The sequence below is a fragment of the Pseudomonas rhodesiae genome (genome assembly GCF_013285305.1).
GTDB classification, from domain to species: Bacteria; Pseudomonadota; Gammaproteobacteria; order Pseudomonadales; family Pseudomonadaceae; genus Aquipseudomonas; species Aquipseudomonas rhodesiae.
Genome location: NZ_CP054205.1, coordinates 2644917 through 2663818, shown reverse-complemented (window position 1 = coordinate 2663818; position 18902 = coordinate 2644917). Strand labels below are relative to the sequence as shown.

Annotated in this window: 19 protein-coding genes; 5 read left to right on the top strand and 14 right to left on the bottom strand. The window is 59.8% G+C overall.

The features are described from left to right. Positions 1–61 precede the first annotated feature (61 nt). Complete coding sequence (locus tag HRH33_RS12025; protein WP_034137898.1) at positions 62–937, top strand: AraC family transcriptional regulator; 876 nt, start codon at positions 62–64, stop codon at positions 935–937. Here HRH33_RS12025 and HRH33_RS12020 read toward each other — a convergent pair. The 4 genes from HRH33_RS12020 to HRH33_RS12005 all read right to left on the bottom strand — a co-directional run bounded on the left by HRH33_RS12020 (position 879) and on the right by HRH33_RS12005 (position 4964). Continuing rightward, a complete protein-coding gene (locus tag HRH33_RS12020; RefSeq protein ID WP_034137897.1) occupies positions 879–1466 on the bottom strand; it encodes a LysE family translocator in 588 nt (195 codons plus the stop codon). The two genes, HRH33_RS12025 and HRH33_RS12020, sit on opposite strands and share 59 nt — an antisense overlap. A gap of 84 nt (positions 1467–1550) precedes the next feature. Continuing rightward, positions 1551–3239 (bottom strand): phospholipase D-like domain-containing protein, encoded by a 1689-nt coding sequence (locus HRH33_RS12015; protein ID WP_034137896.1) that lies wholly within the window; start codon positions 3237–3239, stop codon positions 1551–1553. A gap of 78 nt (positions 3240–3317) precedes the next feature. Then, complete coding sequence (locus HRH33_RS12010) at positions 3318–3947, bottom strand: ribonuclease T2 family protein (protein WP_167417509.1); 630 nt, start codon at positions 3945–3947, stop codon at positions 3318–3320. A gap of 36 nt (positions 3948–3983) precedes the next feature. Next, on the bottom strand, positions 3984–4964 hold the full coding sequence (locus tag HRH33_RS12005; protein ID WP_173603451.1) for a Gfo/Idh/MocA family protein: 981 nt from the start codon (positions 4962–4964) through the stop codon (positions 3984–3986). 124 nt (positions 4965–5088) lie between these two features. On the opposite strand from HRH33_RS12005, the gene HRH33_RS12000 reads away from it, so the two are divergent. Beyond that, positions 5089–5451: an NUDIX hydrolase gene (locus tag HRH33_RS12000; protein ID WP_034097015.1), complete on the top strand. Its 363-nt coding sequence runs from the start codon at positions 5089–5091 to the stop codon at positions 5449–5451. 151 nt (positions 5452–5602) lie between these two features. Continuing rightward, complete coding sequence (locus HRH33_RS11995; protein WP_167417507.1) at positions 5603–6541, top strand: sensor domain-containing diguanylate cyclase; 939 nt, start codon at positions 5603–5605, stop codon at positions 6539–6541. A gap of 270 nt (positions 6542–6811) precedes the next feature. Here the strand turns inward: HRH33_RS11995 and HRH33_RS11990 are convergent, their stop codons facing one another. From HRH33_RS11990 to HRH33_RS11965, 6 genes are all read right to left on the bottom strand, one after another. Beyond that, positions 6812–7072 (bottom strand): hypothetical protein, encoded by a 261-nt coding sequence (locus HRH33_RS11990; RefSeq protein WP_167417506.1) that lies wholly within the window; start codon positions 7070–7072, stop codon positions 6812–6814. A 96-nt stretch (positions 7073–7168) separates the two neighbouring features. Beyond that, positions 7169–7498: a hypothetical protein gene (locus HRH33_RS11985; RefSeq protein WP_034138000.1), complete on the bottom strand. Its 330-nt coding sequence runs from the start codon at positions 7496–7498 to the stop codon at positions 7169–7171. Between the two features lie 141 nt (positions 7499–7639). After that, positions 7640–10129, bottom strand: coding sequence for a TonB-dependent siderophore receptor (locus tag HRH33_RS11980; protein ID WP_167417505.1), 2490 nt, complete (start codon positions 10127–10129; stop codon positions 7640–7642). A 147-nt stretch (positions 10130–10276) separates the two neighbouring features. Further along, positions 10277–10714, bottom strand: coding sequence for a DUF3995 domain-containing protein (locus HRH33_RS11975; protein WP_034137891.1), 438 nt, complete (start codon positions 10712–10714; stop codon positions 10277–10279). An 83-nt stretch (positions 10715–10797) separates the two neighbouring features. Further along, complete coding sequence (locus HRH33_RS11970) at positions 10798–11814, bottom strand: ABC transporter substrate-binding protein (protein ID WP_167417504.1); 1017 nt, start codon at positions 11812–11814, stop codon at positions 10798–10800. A 128-nt stretch (positions 11815–11942) separates the two neighbouring features. Then, positions 11943–12392, bottom strand: a complete 450-nt coding sequence (locus HRH33_RS11965) for a hypothetical protein (RefSeq protein WP_052198948.1) — start codon at positions 12390–12392, stop codon at positions 11943–11945. A gap of 788 nt (positions 12393–13180) precedes the next feature. Between HRH33_RS11965 and HRH33_RS11960 the strand changes: the two genes are divergently transcribed. Together HRH33_RS11960 and HRH33_RS11955 are read left to right on the top strand one after the other, a co-directional pair. Continuing rightward, the gene (locus tag HRH33_RS11960) at positions 13181–13411 is read left to right on the top strand and encodes a hypothetical protein (protein WP_034137888.1); all 231 of its coding nucleotides are present in this window, start codon (positions 13181–13183) and stop codon (positions 13409–13411) included. A 72-nt stretch (positions 13412–13483) separates the two neighbouring features. Continuing rightward, on the top strand, positions 13484–13726 hold the full coding sequence (locus HRH33_RS11955; RefSeq protein ID WP_034113134.1) for a DUF2789 domain-containing protein: 243 nt from the start codon (positions 13484–13486) through the stop codon (positions 13724–13726). A 24-nt stretch (positions 13727–13750) separates the two neighbouring features. Here the strand turns inward: HRH33_RS11955 and HRH33_RS11950 are convergent, their stop codons facing one another. From HRH33_RS11950 to HRH33_RS11935, 4 genes are all read right to left on the bottom strand, one after another. After that, positions 13751–14977: a methyl-accepting chemotaxis protein gene (locus tag HRH33_RS11950; protein ID WP_377731462.1), complete on the bottom strand. Its 1227-nt coding sequence runs from the start codon at positions 14975–14977 to the stop codon at positions 13751–13753. Positions 14978–15525: 548 nt separating this feature from the next. Next, entirely contained in the window at positions 15526–15930 is a 405-nt protein-coding gene (locus tag HRH33_RS11945) for a TraR/DksA family transcriptional regulator (RefSeq protein WP_003191666.1), read from the bottom strand. 332 nt (positions 15931–16262) lie between these two features. Further along, positions 16263–17285: an ABC transporter permease gene (locus HRH33_RS11940; protein WP_034097004.1), complete on the bottom strand. Its 1023-nt coding sequence runs from the start codon at positions 17283–17285 to the stop codon at positions 16263–16265. A gap of 59 nt (positions 17286–17344) precedes the next feature. Then, positions 17345–18898 carry a sugar ABC transporter ATP-binding protein gene (locus HRH33_RS11935; protein WP_167417502.1) on the bottom strand — a complete coding sequence of 518 codons (1554 nt, stop codon included), beginning with the start codon at positions 18896–18898 and terminating at the stop codon, positions 17345–17347. Positions 18899–18902: the final 4 nt, after the last annotated feature.

Sequence of the window (18902 nt, the reverse complement as noted above, 5' to 3'; positions counted from 1 at the left end):
CTTGAACAGTCGGCGCTTTGATATACAGTTGCTCACTCGATCTGCGCCAGGAGCCCTGCCCATGACCACCGCGACCGCCCCTGTTTTCTGGCGCGACCCAGCGCTGGCGTTTATCGAAGCGCGCACCATCGCCGACGGGCGCAAAGTCACTTATGCACGGCACGCCCACGAGCACTTTTCCATCGGTGCGATCACCACCGGACGCAGCTATTACCACTACGGTGCCGACACGTTTGAAATCAGCGCTGGCACCGTGGTGTTGATGAACCCCGGCGATGTCCATGCCTGCAACCCCATCGCCAACGAGCCGTGGTCGTACCAGATGCTGTATATCGACACGCCCTGGCTCACCGAGCTGCAATATCAGTTGGGTTTCAGCACCGATCAGGGCTACCGGCCATTCGACACACCGTATACCCGTGACCCACTGCTGTACCGTGGCTTGCTGGAGCTGTACCGCATCGTGGTGGATGAGCAGGCCGAACACCTGCAAAAGCAGAGCGCGCTGGTGAGTTACTTCAGCGACGTGCAGCAACGCCTGAACCCGTCGCCGACGCCGGTGCGTGAGGTGAACCACAAGCTGGAACGGGCAGCCAAATACATCCGGGAGCACTGCACTCAAGCGTTGAAGCTCGAAGATATCTGCCAGGCGGCCGAGCTGTCGCCTTCTTACTTGATCCGTGCGTTCAAGCAGTATTACGGGCTGACGCCCCATGCCTTTTTGGTGAACCAACGCATTCAGTTTGCCCGCGCCCAATTGCGCCAGGGCGAGCTGATCGCCGATGTGGCCCTGGCCGCCGGGTTTGCCGACCAGGCGCATTTCCAGCGCGCGTTCAAGCAGCACTTCGCCGCCACACCGGGGCAATATCGCGACCGTCTCAAGCCATCAGCAAATAACCCACACTGGCCACCAGCAACGCGGCCATTGAACGGTTGAACACCCGCACGCCCTGGGGGTTGCTCAGGTAGCGGCGCAAAAAGGTGCCGGCGTAGGCCCAGCACGCCACCGACAGGTAGCAGATCACCAGATAGAGGCCGGCAAACACCCAGACCTGCGCCCTGGCGCCGTCCGCCACAAACAGCCCCATCCCCGCAACACAAGCCAGCCAGGCTTTGGGGTTGAGCCATTGCATGATTGCGCCGTAGAGCATCGATGGCGCGGTTGCGCGGCCTTGGGCGTCCAGGCGCCCATCGTCCACCGCCAGTTTCCAAGCCATGTACAGCAGGAAGGCGACCCCGCCCCACTTAATCAACTGAGTCAGGATCGGCCAGCGCAGCAGCACCTCATGCAGGCCCAGGCCAATCAGCACCAACAGCACGGTAAAGCCCACGGCGGCGCCGAATACATGTTTCTGGCTGGCGGCAAAACCGAAGCGCGCGCCCGAACTGAGCGCCACCACATTGACCGGGCCGGGGGTGATGGAGGTGGCCAGCGCGAAAGCGGCCATGGAAAGAATCAAGCTCATGACGAATCCCTGTGACAGTAAAGATAACGTCACGGTAAAGGGACGAACGCCTCTGGTATTGAAGAAAATGCCCCCCGTAAAGCGCTATTTCACGAATAACTCACGGTCCCGCATCTTCACATGACCGGTACGGTAATAGGCATCGAACCAGGGTTTGTCCCCGGGTGCCGGTGGTTTGGCCAGGCGCAAGGTATCCAGAGCGCCAGGTTGACTGGCATTGACTCGGAAGTGGAAATGGTCGAACAGGCGCAACGCTTCAACCGCGTACACCACGGCGATCCTGCGGTCTTCGATGCGGATCAGGTGGTCGCCGTTGTTTTTCTCCCCTCCCCCGGCGAGGTTGGAAGAACCGGTGTACACCGTGGGATTGGCACCATTGAAATCCGTGACCACGAACTTGCTGTGCACCATGTTCCCGGCATTGCCTGACCACTCGGCCTTGAACGGCGCCGTGGCATTGCTGGCCAGATAAGCGAACGGCAGCAGGCCCACCGAACCATCCGGCTTGCGCACGGCCAACCGGCCCTGGCGTTGGGCAACACCGTAGGAGAACAACGCGCGCTGCATCAACTCATCCAGCGCAGTACGAACCTTGCCGTTGATCAGGTTGAGAAACACCACCGAGTACAGTACCGAACTGCTGGCCTGCTCAATGCTGGCGGCAATCGGGTCCAGGGACAACCCACTGTCGGCATGGGGCGCAAAACACAGTGAGACCTTGGAGCCCGGCTGGTCGCGCACCACCCACCAGCGTTGCGACAGCGGGTTTTTGCGAAAGGCCATGGGCGCGGCCCAGTAAGCCTCGAACACCTCGGCGAACTTGCCGGCCACGCGCTCATCGTCGAACAGCAGCACGTTGTTGGCCTGGATATACAGGCCGCGCAGCGCAAAGTTGGTGGAGCCGCCGAGCACCCGTATCGCCCGCCCGTCACGCCTTACGATCAACACCTTATGGTGTTGCTGGCTGGAAAAATGCAGGCGCTTGACCTGGGCCCCCGCACTGGCGAGGCGCGCGGCGCTGAGGCTTTCGCAGCTGTCGGCGGCGCCCTGCTCGCCGTGGTCGTCAATGATCGCGCGCAGGCGCGGGCCGAGTTGCTCCAGGCGGCGCAGGATGTCGGGTTCCTTGCTTTCGTAAATCAGCGCATCGAGGGTTAACTGCGGGTCGTTGGCGACCTGATCCAGAACGTGCAAAATCAATCGTCGCGCCTCGAAACCCAGCCATTGGTAATGGGCTTCGAAGGGCGCCATATCCAGATCCAGAGACGCCCTGGGGGCAGCCCCTGCCGGCGGCAGGATGCGGGTCTCATTGTCGAACCGATCACCATAAGCCTGGGACGAAGCGAAACCGCGGGTAAATCCGACATTCAGGAAACCACTGATTGTCTGGGCCTCAAGGCAAATCTGGTTTTCCACCGCCACGCCCTTGCGCAACGCGCCGTCGGCGCCCATGTAGCAGGCGGTGACCCGGTATCGATAGACACCCGGCAGGATCTGGCTGGGCACGTGAATCCAGCGGAATTTCTGGAACGGCGCCTCGGTAGAAGCAAAGCTGCGCGGCCGCTCCGGCGTGGGTGGGTAGTCGAAATGCAGGCGATTGTGCAGTGCACCCCAGTGGTCGGCACCGGGGTAGCGCACTTCGATGCTGAAGCCGACAAAATCACGGGTAGCGAGGTCTGGCGCCAAGTCGAATGCCAGTAATGCGCTACCCTCTGCGCGATACAACTTGAAGGTCAGTCCCTGAAAGGTTGTCTTACTTTCAAAGTCAGTGTCCAAGCGATGTTCCTTTTGCCTGAAGGCAGTCTTTGAAAGTTTAGCGCCTGTATCACTTCCAGCCAGTGAGCCCTGGACATTCTAGCGTTGCGCCGGAATGCGGATATCGCCCCCGCGACATTGGCTTTTCACACTGCGTGGGCAGCCGGCGAAGGCCAGGTCCTTGGTCAGGCACACGCGCACTTCCGACAGCACCTTACCTTTGCAAATCACTGCCAGCCCGTGGTTACCCATGCGTGGATTGCTTTCGCGAAACAGCGTCTCGATATCGCGGGCCTGCAGCGTCGGCGGCGTGTTGAATGGCTGCAATTGCTCGGGGATCACCACTGTCCCTAATGCCGCGTCGGTTTTGTCCAGATACGCCAAGGGTTCCAGGCCGCTGCAGGTGCCATGCTTGGCCCATTCGTGCTTGAGCAGCGCACGGGTCGGAAACAACGTGGCGCCCTTGTCCAGCGCCTCACGGCTCAGTTGCGTCTGCGGCGCACACGACGCCGGCCACCCGCCCCGTGCGTATTGCGGCCACAGACCATGCAGCACAAAACCATAGCCCTTGCCCGAGCACTGTTCGTTGTCCGGGTGGGTCAGGCAAAACGTCGGCGACCACGACAACGACAGCACATAAAAATCAAACTGCCCCGGCGTACCTTGATCACGCGGTGCCGCCAATGCGCCCGTGGAGAGCACCAGCCAAATCAACATCCAGTATTTCATCTACCGATTCCTTGAAAAAAACCAGGTGTACCGCGTTCAGCCAGGGTGATTGGGGTTACGTTGCAACACCTTATCCAGGATTCGATCGGTCTTCAGCGCCTCGATGGCCAACGAAGGGTGCTCGGCCTCGCCGCGAATATGGGCATTCATGGCCAGCACATGGTGCCACTGGATATGCGCGTGGCACGGCACATCCAGCACTTCGTTGAATTCGCCTTCCAGGCGCAGCGGTTGCTCCTCGAACACCGAGAACACAATGCGCCCACGACTGCCGATCAGTTCGACCCGGTCTTCCTTGCGATCCACGACAAAGTTCCAGCAGCCCATGCCCAGCGCGCCCGAGTCGAAAGTCCAGCAGGCCGTCACAGCATCTTCCGCTGCATAGCGCCCGGCCTGACGCGCGGTAAAACCGGACACTTCGACGATATCCCCGGCCAGGTACTGAAACAGATCAAACCCATGGCTGGCCAGGTCGGCAAAGTAGCCACCGCCGGCGATCAGCGGGTCGGTGCGCCAGTTGGCGGCGCTGGCATCCTCGGCACCCGGTGGCTTGCATAGGGTCCAGGTGAGGTGACGCAGCTCACCAATGCGCCCCTCCTGTAGCCACTGCCGCACCTGCTGGAAACGCGGCAGGGAACGCCGGTAGTAGGACACAAACAGGTGCAGCCCGGCGCGCTCGAAGGTGCGCTGCATCAGCGCGCTTTGCTCGGCATTCAGGGCCATGGGTTTTTCGACGCAGCAGTGCTTGCCGGCGGCGGCTACCATCAGGCTGTATTCCAAGTGGCTGTCGGGGGGTGTGGCAATGTACACGGCGTCCACGTCGGGGTCGTTGATCAGTGCCTGGGCATCGGTGTAGAAGCGGCCAACCTGATGACGTGCCGCATAATCGCGCACGGCCTCCTCACGGCGCCCCATCACCGCGACCAGGGCCGAACCTGGCGCTTTGTAAAAGGCGGGTCCACTCTTTACTTCAGTGACACTGCCACAGCCGATCATGCCCCAGCGTACGGTCGTCATGGTTTACCTCGTGCGTTCTGATCAATCGGGCAGTATCCACATACCCACGGCCACGCGCCATAACCACTTAGCATGACAATTGCATTACACTTTTGTGACAGTTGATTCTTACGAGGCACAGACCATGAAAATCCGGGCAACGGTCATTTGCGAACACGAGGGGCATATCCTCTTCGTGCGCAAAGCCCGATCAAAATGGGCCTTGCCCGGCGGCAAGGTCGAACGCGACGAACGCCCGGTGGGCGCCGCCGAACGCGAACTGGAAGAAGAAACCGGGTTGAATGTGGATGGCTTGCTGTACCTGCAGGAACTCAAGGCCCGCGACACCGTGCACCATGTGTTCGAAGCCTCGGTGGTGAACATTGAAGACGCGCGGCCATGCAACGAGATCGTCGATTGCCAGTGGCATGCCTATACCGCCATGGATCAGCTGGATACTACGGATGCCACGCGTCATATCGTCAAATCCTTTCTGCGGCGCCTGTGACTCAAGGCGTTGGTCGCCTTCGAAGAGCCTTCGTTGTCCACACCGTTGAACTCCTGAGCGACCTCCCGTCCGTTGCCTCGCGCAACGCTTGACTCCCGGCGTGGATCACAAGAGGCTCTTGGCAATTAGCCATCATTTCGAGCAGTCCGTTATGAGCCATGTCCCTTCGAGCCAAACCGACAGTGATGTCTACAAAACGCTGCTGGAGTCCACTAAAGCCATTCCTTGGCGTATCGACTGGCAGAGCATGACCTTCAGCTACATCGGGCCGCAGATCGAAACATTGCTGGGCTGGAGCCAGCACAGTTGGGTCAGCGTGGACGACTGGGTCGAGCGCATGCACCCGGACGACCGGGAGTATGTGGTGAACTTCTGCGTCTCGCAGTCCCGTGCCGGCGTCGACCATGAGGCCGATTACCGCGCCCTGACGGTGAATGGCGATTACGTGTGGATTCGCGATGTGGTGCATGTGATACGCAAGGACGGCGAAGTCGAAGCACTGATTGGTTTTATGTTCGATATCAGCGAGCGCAAGCAGACCGAAGAGCACTTGATCCGCCTGCAAAAGCAACTTGAGGAATACTCCTATCAGGATGGCCTGACGGGCATCGCCAACCGGCGCATGTTCGACACCGTGCTGGAACGCGAATGGGCCAGCGCCCAGCGCAGCCAATTGCCGCTGTCGTTGATCATTTTGGATATCGATTTTTTCAAGCAGTACAACGACCACTTCGGCCACATCAAAGGCGACGACTGCCTACGCCAAGTAGCGCGCACATTGGCACTGGCCGCGAATCGGCCAAGGGACTTTATCGCGCGGATCGGCGGCGAAGAGTTTGTGTGGTTGCTGCCGGAAACCGACGCTGCATCCGCCCGGCAAGTGGCACGACGCTGCCTGCACCTGATCTGCCAACAGGAGATCGAACATCCGCATTCCGCCGTGTCCCACCTGTTAACGTTGAGCCTGGGTGTCGGCACGCGACTGGTCACAGCGGGTAGCGAAGCGCTGGAGTTCATCGAGGCGGTCGACAAGTTGCTGTATCAGGCCAAGCATAATGGCCGCATGCGTGCGGCGTTTGCCGACGATTGAACCCGGCCTGCGGCCAAATCCCAGGCAAAAAAAATCCCAAGTAGCTGATGGAAACTTGGGATTTAAAAATGCATAAACCGTGGGAGGTGAACGCCCGGCTATAGTAACCACTGAAAAAACCTGTAACAACATTATTTACGCCCTTTCGTCGGATTAAAAACGTCGTAAGTCATTCAATATCCACATGTTTTTTATGTGATCAGGGATATTAAATGCCTTCTTTTGGTGCAACTAACGACGACTATTCCACTTATAAACAAGGGTTATTACTTATAACGGTGGGTTGCCTTTCCTCGATTCTTCGTTCAGTTGTTCGCACGTATCGCGCACATCCGCCCCGCCGAATGCCGTCGCACTGGCCACCCGCGCCACCTGCCGACACAGGGTCAGGCGCTCGGCGGCGCTCTGTCGCTGACGGTCCGCTTCGGCGTTGATCTGCATGAAATAGGCGCCGAGCATCAGCGCCACGCCGACCACGCCGGCGATCATGTAGCGCACGCAGTTGGATGAGGAGTGTTTTGGCGGCTGCATGACCATTCGCGCCCTGCTCTCGTGGCAATCACTGCGCAATTGTATGCAAACGGACACACTGGATTTGTGGTGGATTTGTAATTTGGCCGCGCGTATTTACTTACGCGCCACTTTGTAACGCACGCAGTCCTGATAAAAGCTCTGGCGAATGGCGTCAGGCTTGAGCCGCGAACGGCTGTCGTAGGTTTGCTCGGTAATGCCCATGGCCATCATGCGCATCCACGATTTGCTGAATTTAAGGGTTTGGATTTTCTGACGGGCGGCATACAGCGACACACCCGCCAGTTTCAGCTCTTGGGCCCTGGCGGCGGTGCCGGCGCCCCAACTGCACATGTACTTGTCACCCTCACGCAACTCCCTTGCCTGCACGGCCGTCGCGCCGCCTGCCAGGGAGCAGGCGATCAGCATGATTCCAACATTGCGCATTTGCATCCCCACCTAACCACCTGAAAATAAAAGCGATTTTGGCGAGGATTTTGTTACAAAGGGGCCATTAAAATGCCTTATCGCAGGCTCATCGGCCCGCCCACTTCCCTGTGGGGCGCGAGCTTGGCACACGTCACGTCTTTACCACTGGTAGGTGGCACTCGCCTGTACCGTGCGCTGCGAGCCATACCAGCACCATGAATACGAGTAGCACGACGCGACGTACTCTTTATTGGCCAGGTTGGTGGCGTTCAATGCCAGGCGCAGCTTGTCGTTGAGGTTGACGATATTTGGGATGTCGTAATGCACCGCAGCGTCAAACAAGGTGTAGCCGGGCACTTTCAACGTGTTGGCGGTATCGCCCCAGGAAGAGCCGACATAGCGGGCACCCGCCCCCGCGCCGAAGCCTTTGAGGTGGCCGTCGCGGAAGGTGTAGTCGGCCCATGCCGAAGCGGTATGCCGTGGCACGCCGTAGGTCGTGGTGCCTTCCACCGGGACCGCAGGGCCGACGCCAATATCGCTGATTGGCGCATAGCGCACGGTGCTGTTGGACTTGGAGGCGCGGTTGTCCAGGTAAGCGTAAGCGGCGGTGATATCGAGGTTATCGCTCAGGCTGGCCTTGCCCTCCAGTTCAAAGCCGCGGGATTGCTGTTCGCCATCCTGAATCTGGCAGCGACCGTTACCACACAGATGGGTCGGATCCGGGTCCATGGTCGGCACGTTGCTCTGGCGCAGGTCGAAAATCGCCGCGGTGATAAAACTGTTGCTGCCCGGCGGCTGATACTTGATGCCCAGTTCATATTGCTTGCCCTCGGTCGGCTTGAACACCGAACCGCCGTAGCCGGTCCCCGATTGCGGGTTGAACGACTCCGCGTAACTCACATACGGCGCCAGGCCGTTATCGAACAGATACACCAGCCCTACACGCCCGGTGAACGCCTCGCTGTCCAAGGAGGACTTGCTCTTGGCACCGGTGCGCAGCGTCTTGGTAGTGCCATCGGTGCTGGCCCAGTCATACCGGCCTCCCAGCAGCAGCACCCAGTTGTCCCACTTCATCTGCTCTTGCAGGTAAACCCCGGTTTGCTCGCTGCGTGAAGTGGCGTCCGTGGCGAAGGCCGGCGTGGTCACAGGCGCGCCGTAAACGGGATCGAAGATATCCAGTGGAGGCCCCGAGCCGTAACCCGCCTTGGTATCGGTGCTGGTGTTCTGGTAATCGGCGCCCATCAACAGCGTATGCTGCAACGGCCCGGTGTCGAATTTGGCCTGTACCTGGTTGTCGAGGTTGTAGGCATCCATGTCCACATCGGTGGCAATGGTCGAGCGAGTAGACGTGCGGTAATCGGCCTGCAGATAGCTGTTGTAGATGCTGCGATAGATGCCCTCGGCACGCAGGTAGCGTGCATTCTGGCGCAGCGTCCACACGTCGTTGAAATGGTGTTCGAACGCGTAGCCGATGGAGTAATACTCACGATCGCTTTTCTCGAAGTTCTTTTCACCGTCGTAGTAGTCCACGTCGATCTTGCGCCCGGTGGGGCTGTGCAGCACCGAACCCCAAGCCGGCACCGAACCGTAGGACGCACCCTTGGGGTCTTTCTGAAAGTGCCCCAGCAAGGTCAGCGACGTATCCTCGTCCGGGCGCCAGGTAAAGGCGCTGGACAACGACTGACGACGGGTCTCGGTGTGTTCGACCTGGCCATCGGCATCGTCAAAAAGACCGGCGACACGGTAGGAATACACCCCTTGATCATCAAGCGGGCCGCTGAAGTCGAAGGTGGTGCGCTTTTTATCAAAGGTGCCGTATTCGACGCCCACTTCATGGAACGGCACATCCAGCGGCCGCTTGGTAACCATATTGATCACACCGCTGGGCGAACCCTGGCCGTATAGCACCGAGGCGGGGCCACGCAGCACTTCGACCCGTTCCAAATCGAACGCATCTTTCTGCGGCAAGGCATCGCGGCTGGACGGCATGCGCAGGCCGTCGAGGTAAGTGGTGGGCAAGAAGCCGCGAATGGTCAACTGGTCGAGGCGCGACGCGGTGGCGCCACGGGTTTCCGGCACCACGGCGGCGCTGTAGCGCAGGATCTGATTGAGGCTTTCGGCGTTCTGAGCACGCATCTGGTCTTTGGTGACCACCGAGATCGACTGCGGGGTTTCGATCAGCGCGGTATCGGTCTTGGTCGCCGACAGGCTGCGCGTGGCCACATAACCGGGCACCGGACCGGTGGGGCTTTCTGCCTGGTAAGCCGCATTGATGGTGGTGGCCTGCAGTTGCATGGCCCCGTCGCTGTCCGGGATCGCCTCCAAGCGATAACGGTCGCCGGAAAGTTTCAGCGCCTGCAAACCGGTGCCGGCCAGCAATTGGTTCAACGCCCCATCGATATCGTACTGCCCGCTCACGCCCGGGCTGCGCTTGCCTCGGGTCAGCTCTGCATCGAACGCCAGCACCAGCCCCGCCTGCTCGGCCAGGTTATTGAGCGCCTGGCTCAAATCACCGGCCGGCACCTGGAAGCCGCGCTGGGCGCTGCTTTCTTCGGCGAAGGAGGACTGGACGGTCAACAACGGCACGGCGGCAAAAGCCATCGCCACCGACAAAGCCAGCGGATGCAAGGGACGAGCAAGGCGCGACATGATAAATCCTGCGTAATTGAGGTTCTATCTACCATGACGGCCAGCTTGGAAAATCGGGTAAGGATGCGAGGGGTTTTTATTTGAGAATCAATCAGCGCTGGCTGACAGCTGCTTGCCAACAAGCACACGGGGCTTTCCGGGTGCGGCTCAGGCCCAGGCCACCACCAACAACCCTACCCCCAAGGCCAGGCACAACGGTGAATAGCAGTACGTATCCCAACGCGCGAACCGCGACCCTCCGACTTTTTTGAAAAAACCCACCAACTCTGAGTCGCCGATCGCCCTGGCGAACATCAGCACGGCGATGGCGCTGATACCCCATTGCAACGCACGGTGGGATACCGCAGGGAAATACAGGCCGGCGCGCAGGCAGACCAATAGCGCAATCCCCACCAGCCCCATCGCCACCAAAAAGGTGCCCAGGGCCGACGGTTTGAACGCTGGGCGCGGGCCGCTGGCAAATTCGCCGGGCAACTGCGGGATGGCCGCCAGGCTGCCGAGCTTGCCGCCGGCGGCCCAGTACAGGTGGATCACACTGATTCCGGTGAATATGCCGACGATCCAGCGTGCGATCACGAAACTCATGACGGGCTCTCCCTGAAAGGTCCGGGAAAGGATAGTCGTCCGAGGGATTTTTGCAGGTATTTCGTCGGGGAGCGAACGGCCTGCTATTTCAGGCTCGCCTCAACCTTCTGCGCCACCTCGTCGGTCAGCCAGGCCTTCCAGACCTCGGGATGGGCCTTGAGAAACGCCTGAGCCACCTCCCTTGGCGGAGTATGGTTTTCACTCATGGTGGCCAAGGCTTTGTTCAGCGGCTCAATGGGAAACTCGACTTTTTCGAAAAACCCGGCGATCTGTGGGTGCGCCTTCTGAAACGGCGTAGACACCCCGATGCTCAACTTGGACGCCAGCGAACGAGTCGGCTTTGGATTGGGGTTGTCCGCGTCGGTCAGGGTTTTCCAGGCCTCGGCATCGAATGGCGGCTCTTCGAGCTGGATCAGTTTGTAGCGCCCCATCAAAGGAGTCGGCGACCAGTAGTAGAACAGCACCGGTTTGCCACGCCGGATCGAGGAGGCGATTTCGGCATCCAGCGCCGCACCCGAGCCGCTGCGGAAGTTCACGTAGCTGTGGTCCAGGCCATAGGCTTTGAGCTTCTGCTGGTTGACCACTTCCGAGGTCCAGCCGATGGGGCTGTTGAGAAAGCGCCCCTTGCCGGGGGATTCCGGATCTTTGAACACATCCTTGTAGCGCGCCAGGTCTTTTACACTCTTGAGGTCCGGAGCCAGGGGCTTGATGCCTTTGGCAGGGTCGCCCTTGACCACATATTCCGGCACCCACCAGCCCTCGGTCGCGCCTTTGACCGTATCGCCCAGGCCGGCCACCTTGCCTTCGGCCTCAGCCTTGACCCACACGGGGCTGCGGCCGGCCCACTCTTCGCCGATCACCTGGATGTCATTCTTGGCCAGGGCGGTTTCCAGGGTGATGGTGGTGCCGGGCAAGGTGTCGGTGGGCAAGTCATAGCCCTTCTCGACGATAAACCGCAGCACTTCGGTGATCAGGCTGCCGCTTTCCCAATTCAGGTCGGCAAAATGCACCGGCGTCTGCCCCGCCACCGCCGGCAACGAAGCCATCGATAGACTCAGGCTCGTCAGGGACGCCACCAACAGGGTTCTCAAACCTTTCATGCCTTACCTCGCGTACTGCAGCCATAGCGGATGGCTTTGCTGCGAACGCGCGAAGCCTCTGAATAGTTAAGTCCACTCAACTGTAGTAGAGGTTCCGCAAGACGATACACGCGCACGTCAGGGACGCGTTACTCGCTGGCCTTGAAAGTCACCAGTTCGCCCTTGCGCCACTTGGCGGCCTTGCCGGTCACGGCTTTCAGGGTTTTGGTCAGGCCTTCCTGCAGTTGTTCATGGGCGGCGAACACCAGCATCACACTGTGGCCTTCCTTGAACACGATACCTTCGCCTTCGGCCGACGAAACAAAGGCGTAATCGCCCAGGCCATACACCGTCAACTTGATGTCGCGAAACTTCAACTCGAACTTACCGCCTTCGCGGCTGGGCAATACCGCCGCACGAAAATGGTCGCCTACTTTGAGTTCAAGACGCTGTTTGTCATCCACCACCAGCGCCGTTTCGGTATCGATCTCGGCGATGTAGATGCCTTCCGGCGTCTGCTCAGTGATGTAAACAAAACGGGATTGGAACTGTTTGACCAACTTTGCGCGCAAATCACCCAGCACGAACAATGCGTGCATATCCAGATTACTGACTGCCAAGGAAAAGCCCCCACATCGAAAAAAGTGCGGCCTGCAGAAACAGGCAGCACACTAAAACGGCCAATACGGCACGATCACCTGATGCACTTAATGAAAAAACTGAAGAAACTTCCTGTCGTATTGCACGCCTCGTACGGGCGCACACGATGGACCTTATGCAAGGTCACCGGGACTGACAGGAAATCACAGGTTCAACGACCCGAGAATACGGGTCGCACCGCTTCAGAGAATAACCCCAATCAAAAACGCAGTTTCCGACAGCTCACACAAAAATTACTTGGCATGGAACCGAGTGTCGACCCGCGACGACAATGGTAGAACAGCGAAAGGGTTCAAACCACCCGAACCGTTTGCGGTAAGTCACAAGATCGATAGGAGCTGACCATGCAACGACGTCACTATCAGGCTACGTCTTCCGGCACTCGTTCATCATGTCCAGACGAGCGCCAATATTACTGCTTGCCAGGCCTGGAAGGGTACTCCAATTCTGTTCTTTACCAAGTGGTACCTGCCGGGAGGAACTTCTTTCATATCCTGGAAGTGACCAGTGGCCGAATCAGGGGTTTCCGCAGCAACCATATCAAGGCGTGTGAACTGGCCAAACAACTGGAAGCCAGTCTGCACGATGGGATCGTTTCGTCACCTGGTTGACTTTACCGCGCCACAGCCCTCCAACAACTGCCATACTGACCCGTCCATTGAAGTTTGCCCCGCCGGCGGGTCAGGTTTCATCAGTGCAGTTGAATACCTCGAAGGGAAGGCAATACGTGACGGAATTTGATATTGGCGAATTTTTTATCCGTGGCGAAGCCAGGGAAGTTGACGGTGAATTTCAAGCGGTCATCGTAATGCGTGCCAAGCCGCCCCTGACCACTACTACCACCCACCAAGTTGAAAAAGACCGTTGGTTCAAGACCGTGGAGGCCGCTGCCAGCGCCGCCAAAGAGTCGGCCCAGGCCCTCAAGAGCGCCGTGGATGCCGGCGCACTGACCTGCTGACGAACAAATTCGAACTCTGCCGTGTCAGGGCCCTCCCATGCATAACGCTGCTCACTTTGCATGGAGATACCAATGGACACCACCACCCCTACTCTGGAAACCCTGTTCGATCAACTTGGCCTGGATTCATCCCAAGAAGGTATTGAGCGGTTCACCGCCGAGCACCGTCTGCCGGACGACGTCAAATTGGTCGACGCCCCGTTCTGGAGCGCGCAACAGGCTAGTTTTCTCAAAGAGCAACTGCACGTCGACGCCGAATGGGCGCCGGCGGTGGACGACCTGAACGCGCTGCTGCATGAGCCCGCCAAGGCGTAACGCGACCGCCCGTCGCGTACGACCTCAGCGCTTGGCGCTTTCCGGTTTATAACCCAGGCGCAACCCGCCCCAATGCCGGCCGTTGACCATGATTGGCACCGACAAATCATGCATCAGCTCGCCGGTATCGCGGGTGTAGGTCTGCAGTAACACCGCCTGCTGATGACTGCCGCAGCGAATGCCTGTGCGGTCGTCGAACTTACGTTTTGTGCGGTTCTGCACCGCATCCACTTTGGCATCGCCGGTCAACGGCTGGGAAAACGCATTATTGTGGGTCGGCACGTAGCCCTGCGGCGTGCAGGCGATGGCAAATACCAAGCCTTCGTGACGCGGCAACAGCGCCTCTTGGATCGCCGGTAGCACCTTGTCGGTGTAACTGTCGAAGCGGGTGTGGTACTTGCTCGGGCTGGTGTTGGGAATCGGGGTATAAGTACGGTCGAACAGGTCATCCAGGCTGATGCGGTTTTGCTGTACATCCGCTTCGAATTGCGCAGCGATGCGGCTGGCGCCCTCGCGGGCCAGGTCGTAGATCCGTTGGTGATAGTCGTCCAGCCCCACCGCCGCCAGACGCTCGCTGATGGTTTCGGCCTGCCCTTCCATCTGGATCGCGGCGTCGGCCAACTGGCGGGTTTGCTCGTCGCTGATGCTCAAATCGCTGCGCATCTGTTCCACCGCATGGAACAGGCTGTCGAGCTGCGCCTGGTTGGTGTCGGTGCCCTGGGCGATTTCATTGACTTGGCCTTCCACATCGGCGGCGAGGCTGGCAATGCTTTCCAACTGTTCGCCGGCGTGCTCCACCTGCTCGACGCCGGTGTGCAAATCCGCCGATAACTGGCGAATCTGCTCCACGACCTGAGCCGTGCGCTGCTGGATATCCGCCACCATCACCCCGACTTCATCGGTGGCCGTGGCAGTACGCCCGGCCAGCCCGCGCACTTCGTCGGCCACCACCGCAAACCCGCGCCCATGCTCGCCGGCCCGTGCCGCCTCGATGGCGGCATTGAGCGCCAACAGGTTGGTCTGGCTGGCGATGGACTGGATCACCAGGGTTACCCGCTGGATTTCCTCGCTGCGCTGGCTCAAGGCTTCGATCAACTCGCGGCTGGCATTGGCGCGCTGGCTGAGCTGACGCATGCGGGTGATGGAGTGCACCAGCACTTCCCGGCCTTCGGTACTGCGCTGATGGGCCTGGCTGGCGGCCCCCAAGGCCTGGCGGCTGAGCTGGGAAGTGACCTGTTCGGTGCTGATCATGACTTCGGCATTGCTGACAATCTGTTTGGCCGCCGTCAATTGCGACTGCAGGCGCGCGGCCAATTGCTTGACCGAATAGGCCACGCCGGCTGCGGACAGTGCGTTATGGCTGGTGGTGTAGGACAGATCCCGGGTCAGTTCGCCAATCGCATCGGCGGCGGCTACCGGCGCAGGGCCGACCGGGCGGCTGCGCAAGCGAGGCAGCCAGATCACCAACAGGGCGATGGGCAGACACAGGTAGATCGGCAGCTGGGCGAATGCCAGGCCTGACAATATCAGCACCAGAGCAGTGCTCTGCAACAGCGGCGTCAGCCAGCCGGGCAACCGGCGCGCCACCGCATGTGGCGGCACTGCTGCACCCATCAGAGATCCGTCCCCAGCCATTTCGTCACCCCACTGTTTGTCTTTATTGTCACGGCATTAAACGCCACTATCCGGCCATTATCCATGGGCCTTTAGTGGGGTGCCGTGCAGTAGATCAATAGTAGACGGGGTGTGGCGGGTATTCCTGCGGGGAACCATGCGGACGGCTCCCCGGCTTCACCGCATCAGGCTTGGCGCTGATGCTTGTCGATCTGCTCGTGACGCTCTTGCGCTTCGATGCAGTACTTGGTGGTCGGGCTGATCAGCAGGCGCTTGAGGCCGATAGGCTCGCCGCTGTCATCGCACCAGCCAAAGGAATCTTCCTTGATGCGTTCCAGTGCACGCTCAAGCTGCGGCAGCATGCGCTGGTCGCGGTCGATGGCGTTGACCAGCCAGGTGCGCTCTTCTTCCACGGAAGCAGCGTCGGCCGGGTCAGCCGGGGTGTCCAGGCTTTCAATGGCGATACGGTTCTGTTCAATGCGCTCGTGGTGTTCCACTTTCATGTCTTGCAGCAACTTCTCGAAAAAAGCGTGCTGTTCGGCATTCATGTAGTCATCCGCCGGCATGGCCAGCAACTTTTCCTTTGTCATTGATTTCTCTATAAAAAATACGTGCATTAAGGCGAATAAGGGAGCGTTCCGGCCGACCTGTGCAGGTCTCGGAAGGGCGCCATCCATTCCAAGCGCCACCCGGCACTCAATTTACGAGGGGCGGCAGTCTAAGGCCGACTTGAGGGCGCAGCAACTGAAAAGACAGGCATTTTTTCCGATATAACCCCCAAAGACACCAGGACGGGCTTGGCGAATGGTCATCGGAGTGCGTTTATAGCAGGAAAGTTCGTAGAGCAGCTATAAGCTGCAAGCTGCAAGCGACAAGCTGTAGAGCTAATCGGACTTGCAGCTTGTGGCTTGTGGCTTGTGGCTCAGCGTTTAAGCTTGCGCTTATTGCGATATTGGTCGATCACCACCGCCACCACAATAATCAAGCCCTTGATGATGTCTTGGATATACGCATCCACCCCGACAAAGGTAAACCCGCTAGCCATCACGCCCAGGATCAGCGCGCCGATCACGGTGCCGGTGATGCGCCCTACCCCGCCCGCCAGGCTGGTCCCGCCGATCACCGCAGCGGCAATCGCATCCAGCTCATACGACATGCCCATGCCGGCCTGACCCGTGGCGGCCCGCGCCGAGGCAACCACCCCGGCCAGCCCTGCCAACAGACCGGCGATGCTGTAGACGATGATCAGGTGACGCTTGACGTTGATACCCGACGTCCGCGCCGCCTGCATATTGCCGCCGATGGCATAGGTGTACTTGCCGTACTTGGTGTAACGCAGGGCGATATGAAAGATCACCGCCACCACCAGGAAGATGATCACCGGCATCGCACCGTGGCCGATCGCGGTGTAGGAATCAGACAGCATGCTCACCGGCTGGCCTTCGGTGTAATAGCGGGCCAGGCCACGGGCCGAGACCATCATGCCCAGGGTGGCGATAAACGGCGGGATCCCGGTAACGGCGATGATGCTGCCGTTGATCGCTCCCGCCAGCAGCCCGACCCCCAGGCCCATGGCGACCGGAATCCACACCGGCAAGTCGGTCAGGCTGGGAAACACCGCCCGCGAAAAATCCGATGTCTGCGCCAGGCTGGCAGCGATCATCGCCGACAGCGCCAGCACCGAACCCGAAGACAGGTCGATCCCCGTGGTAATGATCACCTGGGTCACGCCGATGGCAAGCAGGCCAATGATCGACACTTGCAGGATCATCAGTACCAGGCGCTGGGAGTTCATCAGGAAACTCTGATCGCGCACGATCCAGCCAAACACCTCAAATACCAGGCCGATGCCGATCAGCACCAAAAAGATGCTCAGCTCGGTGGGCATTCGACGCCGATGTTTGACCGGCGCCGAGGCAGGCTTGTTATCCGTTATTGCGTTCATAACCATTCACCTTTTTTATTCTGAAGCGCAGGCCAACCGCCGGCCCGCGCGGCGGTTCGTCAGTGGACTGCGGTCATACCCGAGGCCAGATGCATGACTTTTTCCTGGGTCGCTTCGCTGCGGTCCAGGGTGCCCATCAGTTCGCCTTCGTGCATCACCATCACCCGATCGCTCATGCCCAGCACCTCGGGCAACTCCGAAGAAATCATGATCACCGCCATGCCCTCGCTGGCGAGGAACGAGATCAGTCGATAGATCTCAGCCTTGGCGCCGACGTCGATGCCGCGGGTCGGCTCGTCGAGGATCAGCAGGCGTGGGTTGGTCATCAGCCAGCGAGCCAGTAGCGCCTTCTGCTGGTTGCCGCCGGACAAGGTGTCGATGCACTGCTCCAGCGACGGCGTTTTCACCCGCAGCTTCTTGCACATGTCTTCGCACAGTGCGCGCAGGGCTTTCTGTTGGATAAAGCCGTTGCCCGAATAGTGGTGCAACACGGCCATTTCCATGTTTTCCAGCACCGACAGACAGGGGAACAGGCCACTGAGCTTGCGGTCCTCGGTCAGCAGTGCAAAGCCTTTGTCGATGGCCATATGTGGGTCGGTGATGCGCACCGGCTCGCCGTCGAGGGTGATCTGGCCGCCGTCGGCGGGGGTGATACCGAACAAGGTTTCGGCCACGTTGGTGCGGCCCGAGCCCATCAGCCCGGCAATTCCGAGAATCTCCCCGGCGTGCAGGTCGAACGACACATCCTTGAACACCCCGTCCAGGCGCAGGTCGCGCACCGACAGCAAGCGCTCGCCGACGGGCGTTTCGCGCACCGGGAACAACTGGCTCAGCTCGCGGCCCACCATCATCGAAATCAGGCTGTCGCTGTCCATGCTGTCGGCCCGTTGCAGGCCGATGTACTGACCGTCGCGGAACACCGCCACTTCATCGGCGATGGCGAACACTTCGTCCATCTTGTGTGTGATATAGACGATGCCTTTGCCCTGGGACTTGAGGTCGGCAATGATCGAAAACAGATGGGCCACTTCCTTCTCGGTGATGGCCGATGTTGGTTCGTCCATGATCAGGATGTCGGAGTCGTAGGACACCGCTTTGGCAATCTCGACCATCTGCCGCTCGGCGATGCTCAGGTTGCCCACCTGTTCCTCGGGGTCCAGGTTGATGCGCAAGCGCGCCAGCAAGTCGGCGGTGCAGCGGTGCATTTCGCGGTGGTTGACCATGCGCAGGCCATTGAGCTGCTCGCGGCCGATCCAGATGTTCTCGGCGATGCTCATGTGCGGCATCAGGTTGAGTTCCTGATGGATCATCGCAATCCCGGCCTTCTGCGCGGCCAGCGGGGTCTCAAATACGATCGGTTCGCCTCGCAGGCGGATTTCGCCGCTGTCTGGTTGGTAGATGCCGGCGATGATCTTCATCAACGTCGATTTGCCCGCACCGTTCTCGCCCATCAGCGCCAGCACGGAACCGGGGCGCACGCGCAGCTGCACATCGTCCAGGGCCACGACACCGGGGAAGCCTTTGCTGATGTTGAGGATTTCCAGCAGGTAGGGTTCGTCCAGCGCACGGGGCTGGATACCCGCAGGCTGCGAGGCTGTGGCTTGAGCGAGCATAGAC

Excerpts from the sequence above, each read along its gene's own strand:
- HRH33_RS12025 (WP_034137898.1), top strand. The coding sequence starts at position 62 with ATGACCACCGCGACCGCCCCTGTTTTCTGGCGCGACCCAGCGCTGGCG.
- HRH33_RS12020 (WP_034137897.1), bottom strand. The coding sequence starts at position 1,466 with ATGAGCTTGATTCTTTCCATGGCCGCTTTCGCGCTGGCCACCTCCATC.
- HRH33_RS12010 (WP_167417509.1), bottom strand. The coding sequence starts at position 3,947 with ATGAAATACTGGATGTTGATTTGGCTGGTGCTCTCCACGGGCGCATTG.
- HRH33_RS12005 (WP_173603451.1), bottom strand. The coding sequence starts at position 4,964 with ATGACGACCGTACGCTGGGGCATGATCGGCTGTGGCAGTGTCACTGAA.
- HRH33_RS12000 (WP_034097015.1), top strand. The coding sequence starts at position 5,089 with ATGAAAATCCGGGCAACGGTCATTTGCGAACACGAGGGGCATATCCTC.
- HRH33_RS11995 (WP_167417507.1), top strand. The coding sequence starts at position 5,603 with ATGAGCCATGTCCCTTCGAGCCAAACCGACAGTGATGTCTACAAAACG.
- HRH33_RS11990 (WP_167417506.1), bottom strand. The coding sequence starts at position 7,072 with ATGCAGCCGCCAAAACACTCCTCATCCAACTGCGTGCGCTACATGATC.
- HRH33_RS11985 (WP_034138000.1), bottom strand. The coding sequence starts at position 7,498 with ATGCGCAATGTTGGAATCATGCTGATCGCCTGCTCCCTGGCAGGCGGC.
- HRH33_RS11980 (WP_167417505.1), bottom strand. The coding sequence starts at position 10,129 with ATGTCGCGCCTTGCTCGTCCCTTGCATCCGCTGGCTTTGTCGGTGGCG.
- HRH33_RS11975 (WP_034137891.1), bottom strand. The coding sequence starts at position 10,714 with ATGAGTTTCGTGATCGCACGCTGGATCGTCGGCATATTCACCGGAATC.
- HRH33_RS11970 (WP_167417504.1), bottom strand. The coding sequence starts at position 11,814 with ATGAAAGGTTTGAGAACCCTGTTGGTGGCGTCCCTGACGAGCCTGAGT.
- HRH33_RS11965 (WP_052198948.1), bottom strand. The coding sequence starts at position 12,392 with ATGCACGCATTGTTCGTGCTGGGTGATTTGCGCGCAAAGTTGGTCAAA.
- HRH33_RS11955 (WP_034113134.1), top strand. The coding sequence starts at position 13,484 with ATGGACACCACCACCCCTACTCTGGAAACCCTGTTCGATCAACTTGGC.
- HRH33_RS11950 (WP_377731462.1), bottom strand. The coding sequence starts at position 14,977 with ATGATCAGCACCGAACAGGTCACTTCCCAGCTCAGCCGCCAGGCCTTG.
- HRH33_RS11945 (WP_003191666.1), bottom strand. The coding sequence starts at position 15,930 with ATGACAAAGGAAAAGTTGCTGGCCATGCCGGCGGATGACTACATGAAT.
- HRH33_RS11940 (WP_034097004.1), bottom strand. The coding sequence starts at position 17,285 with ATGAACGCAATAACGGATAACAAGCCTGCCTCGGCGCCGGTCAAACAT.
- HRH33_RS11935 (WP_167417502.1), bottom strand. The coding sequence starts at position 18,898 with ATGCTCGCTCAAGCCACAGCCTCGCAGCCTGCGGGTATCCAGCCCCGT.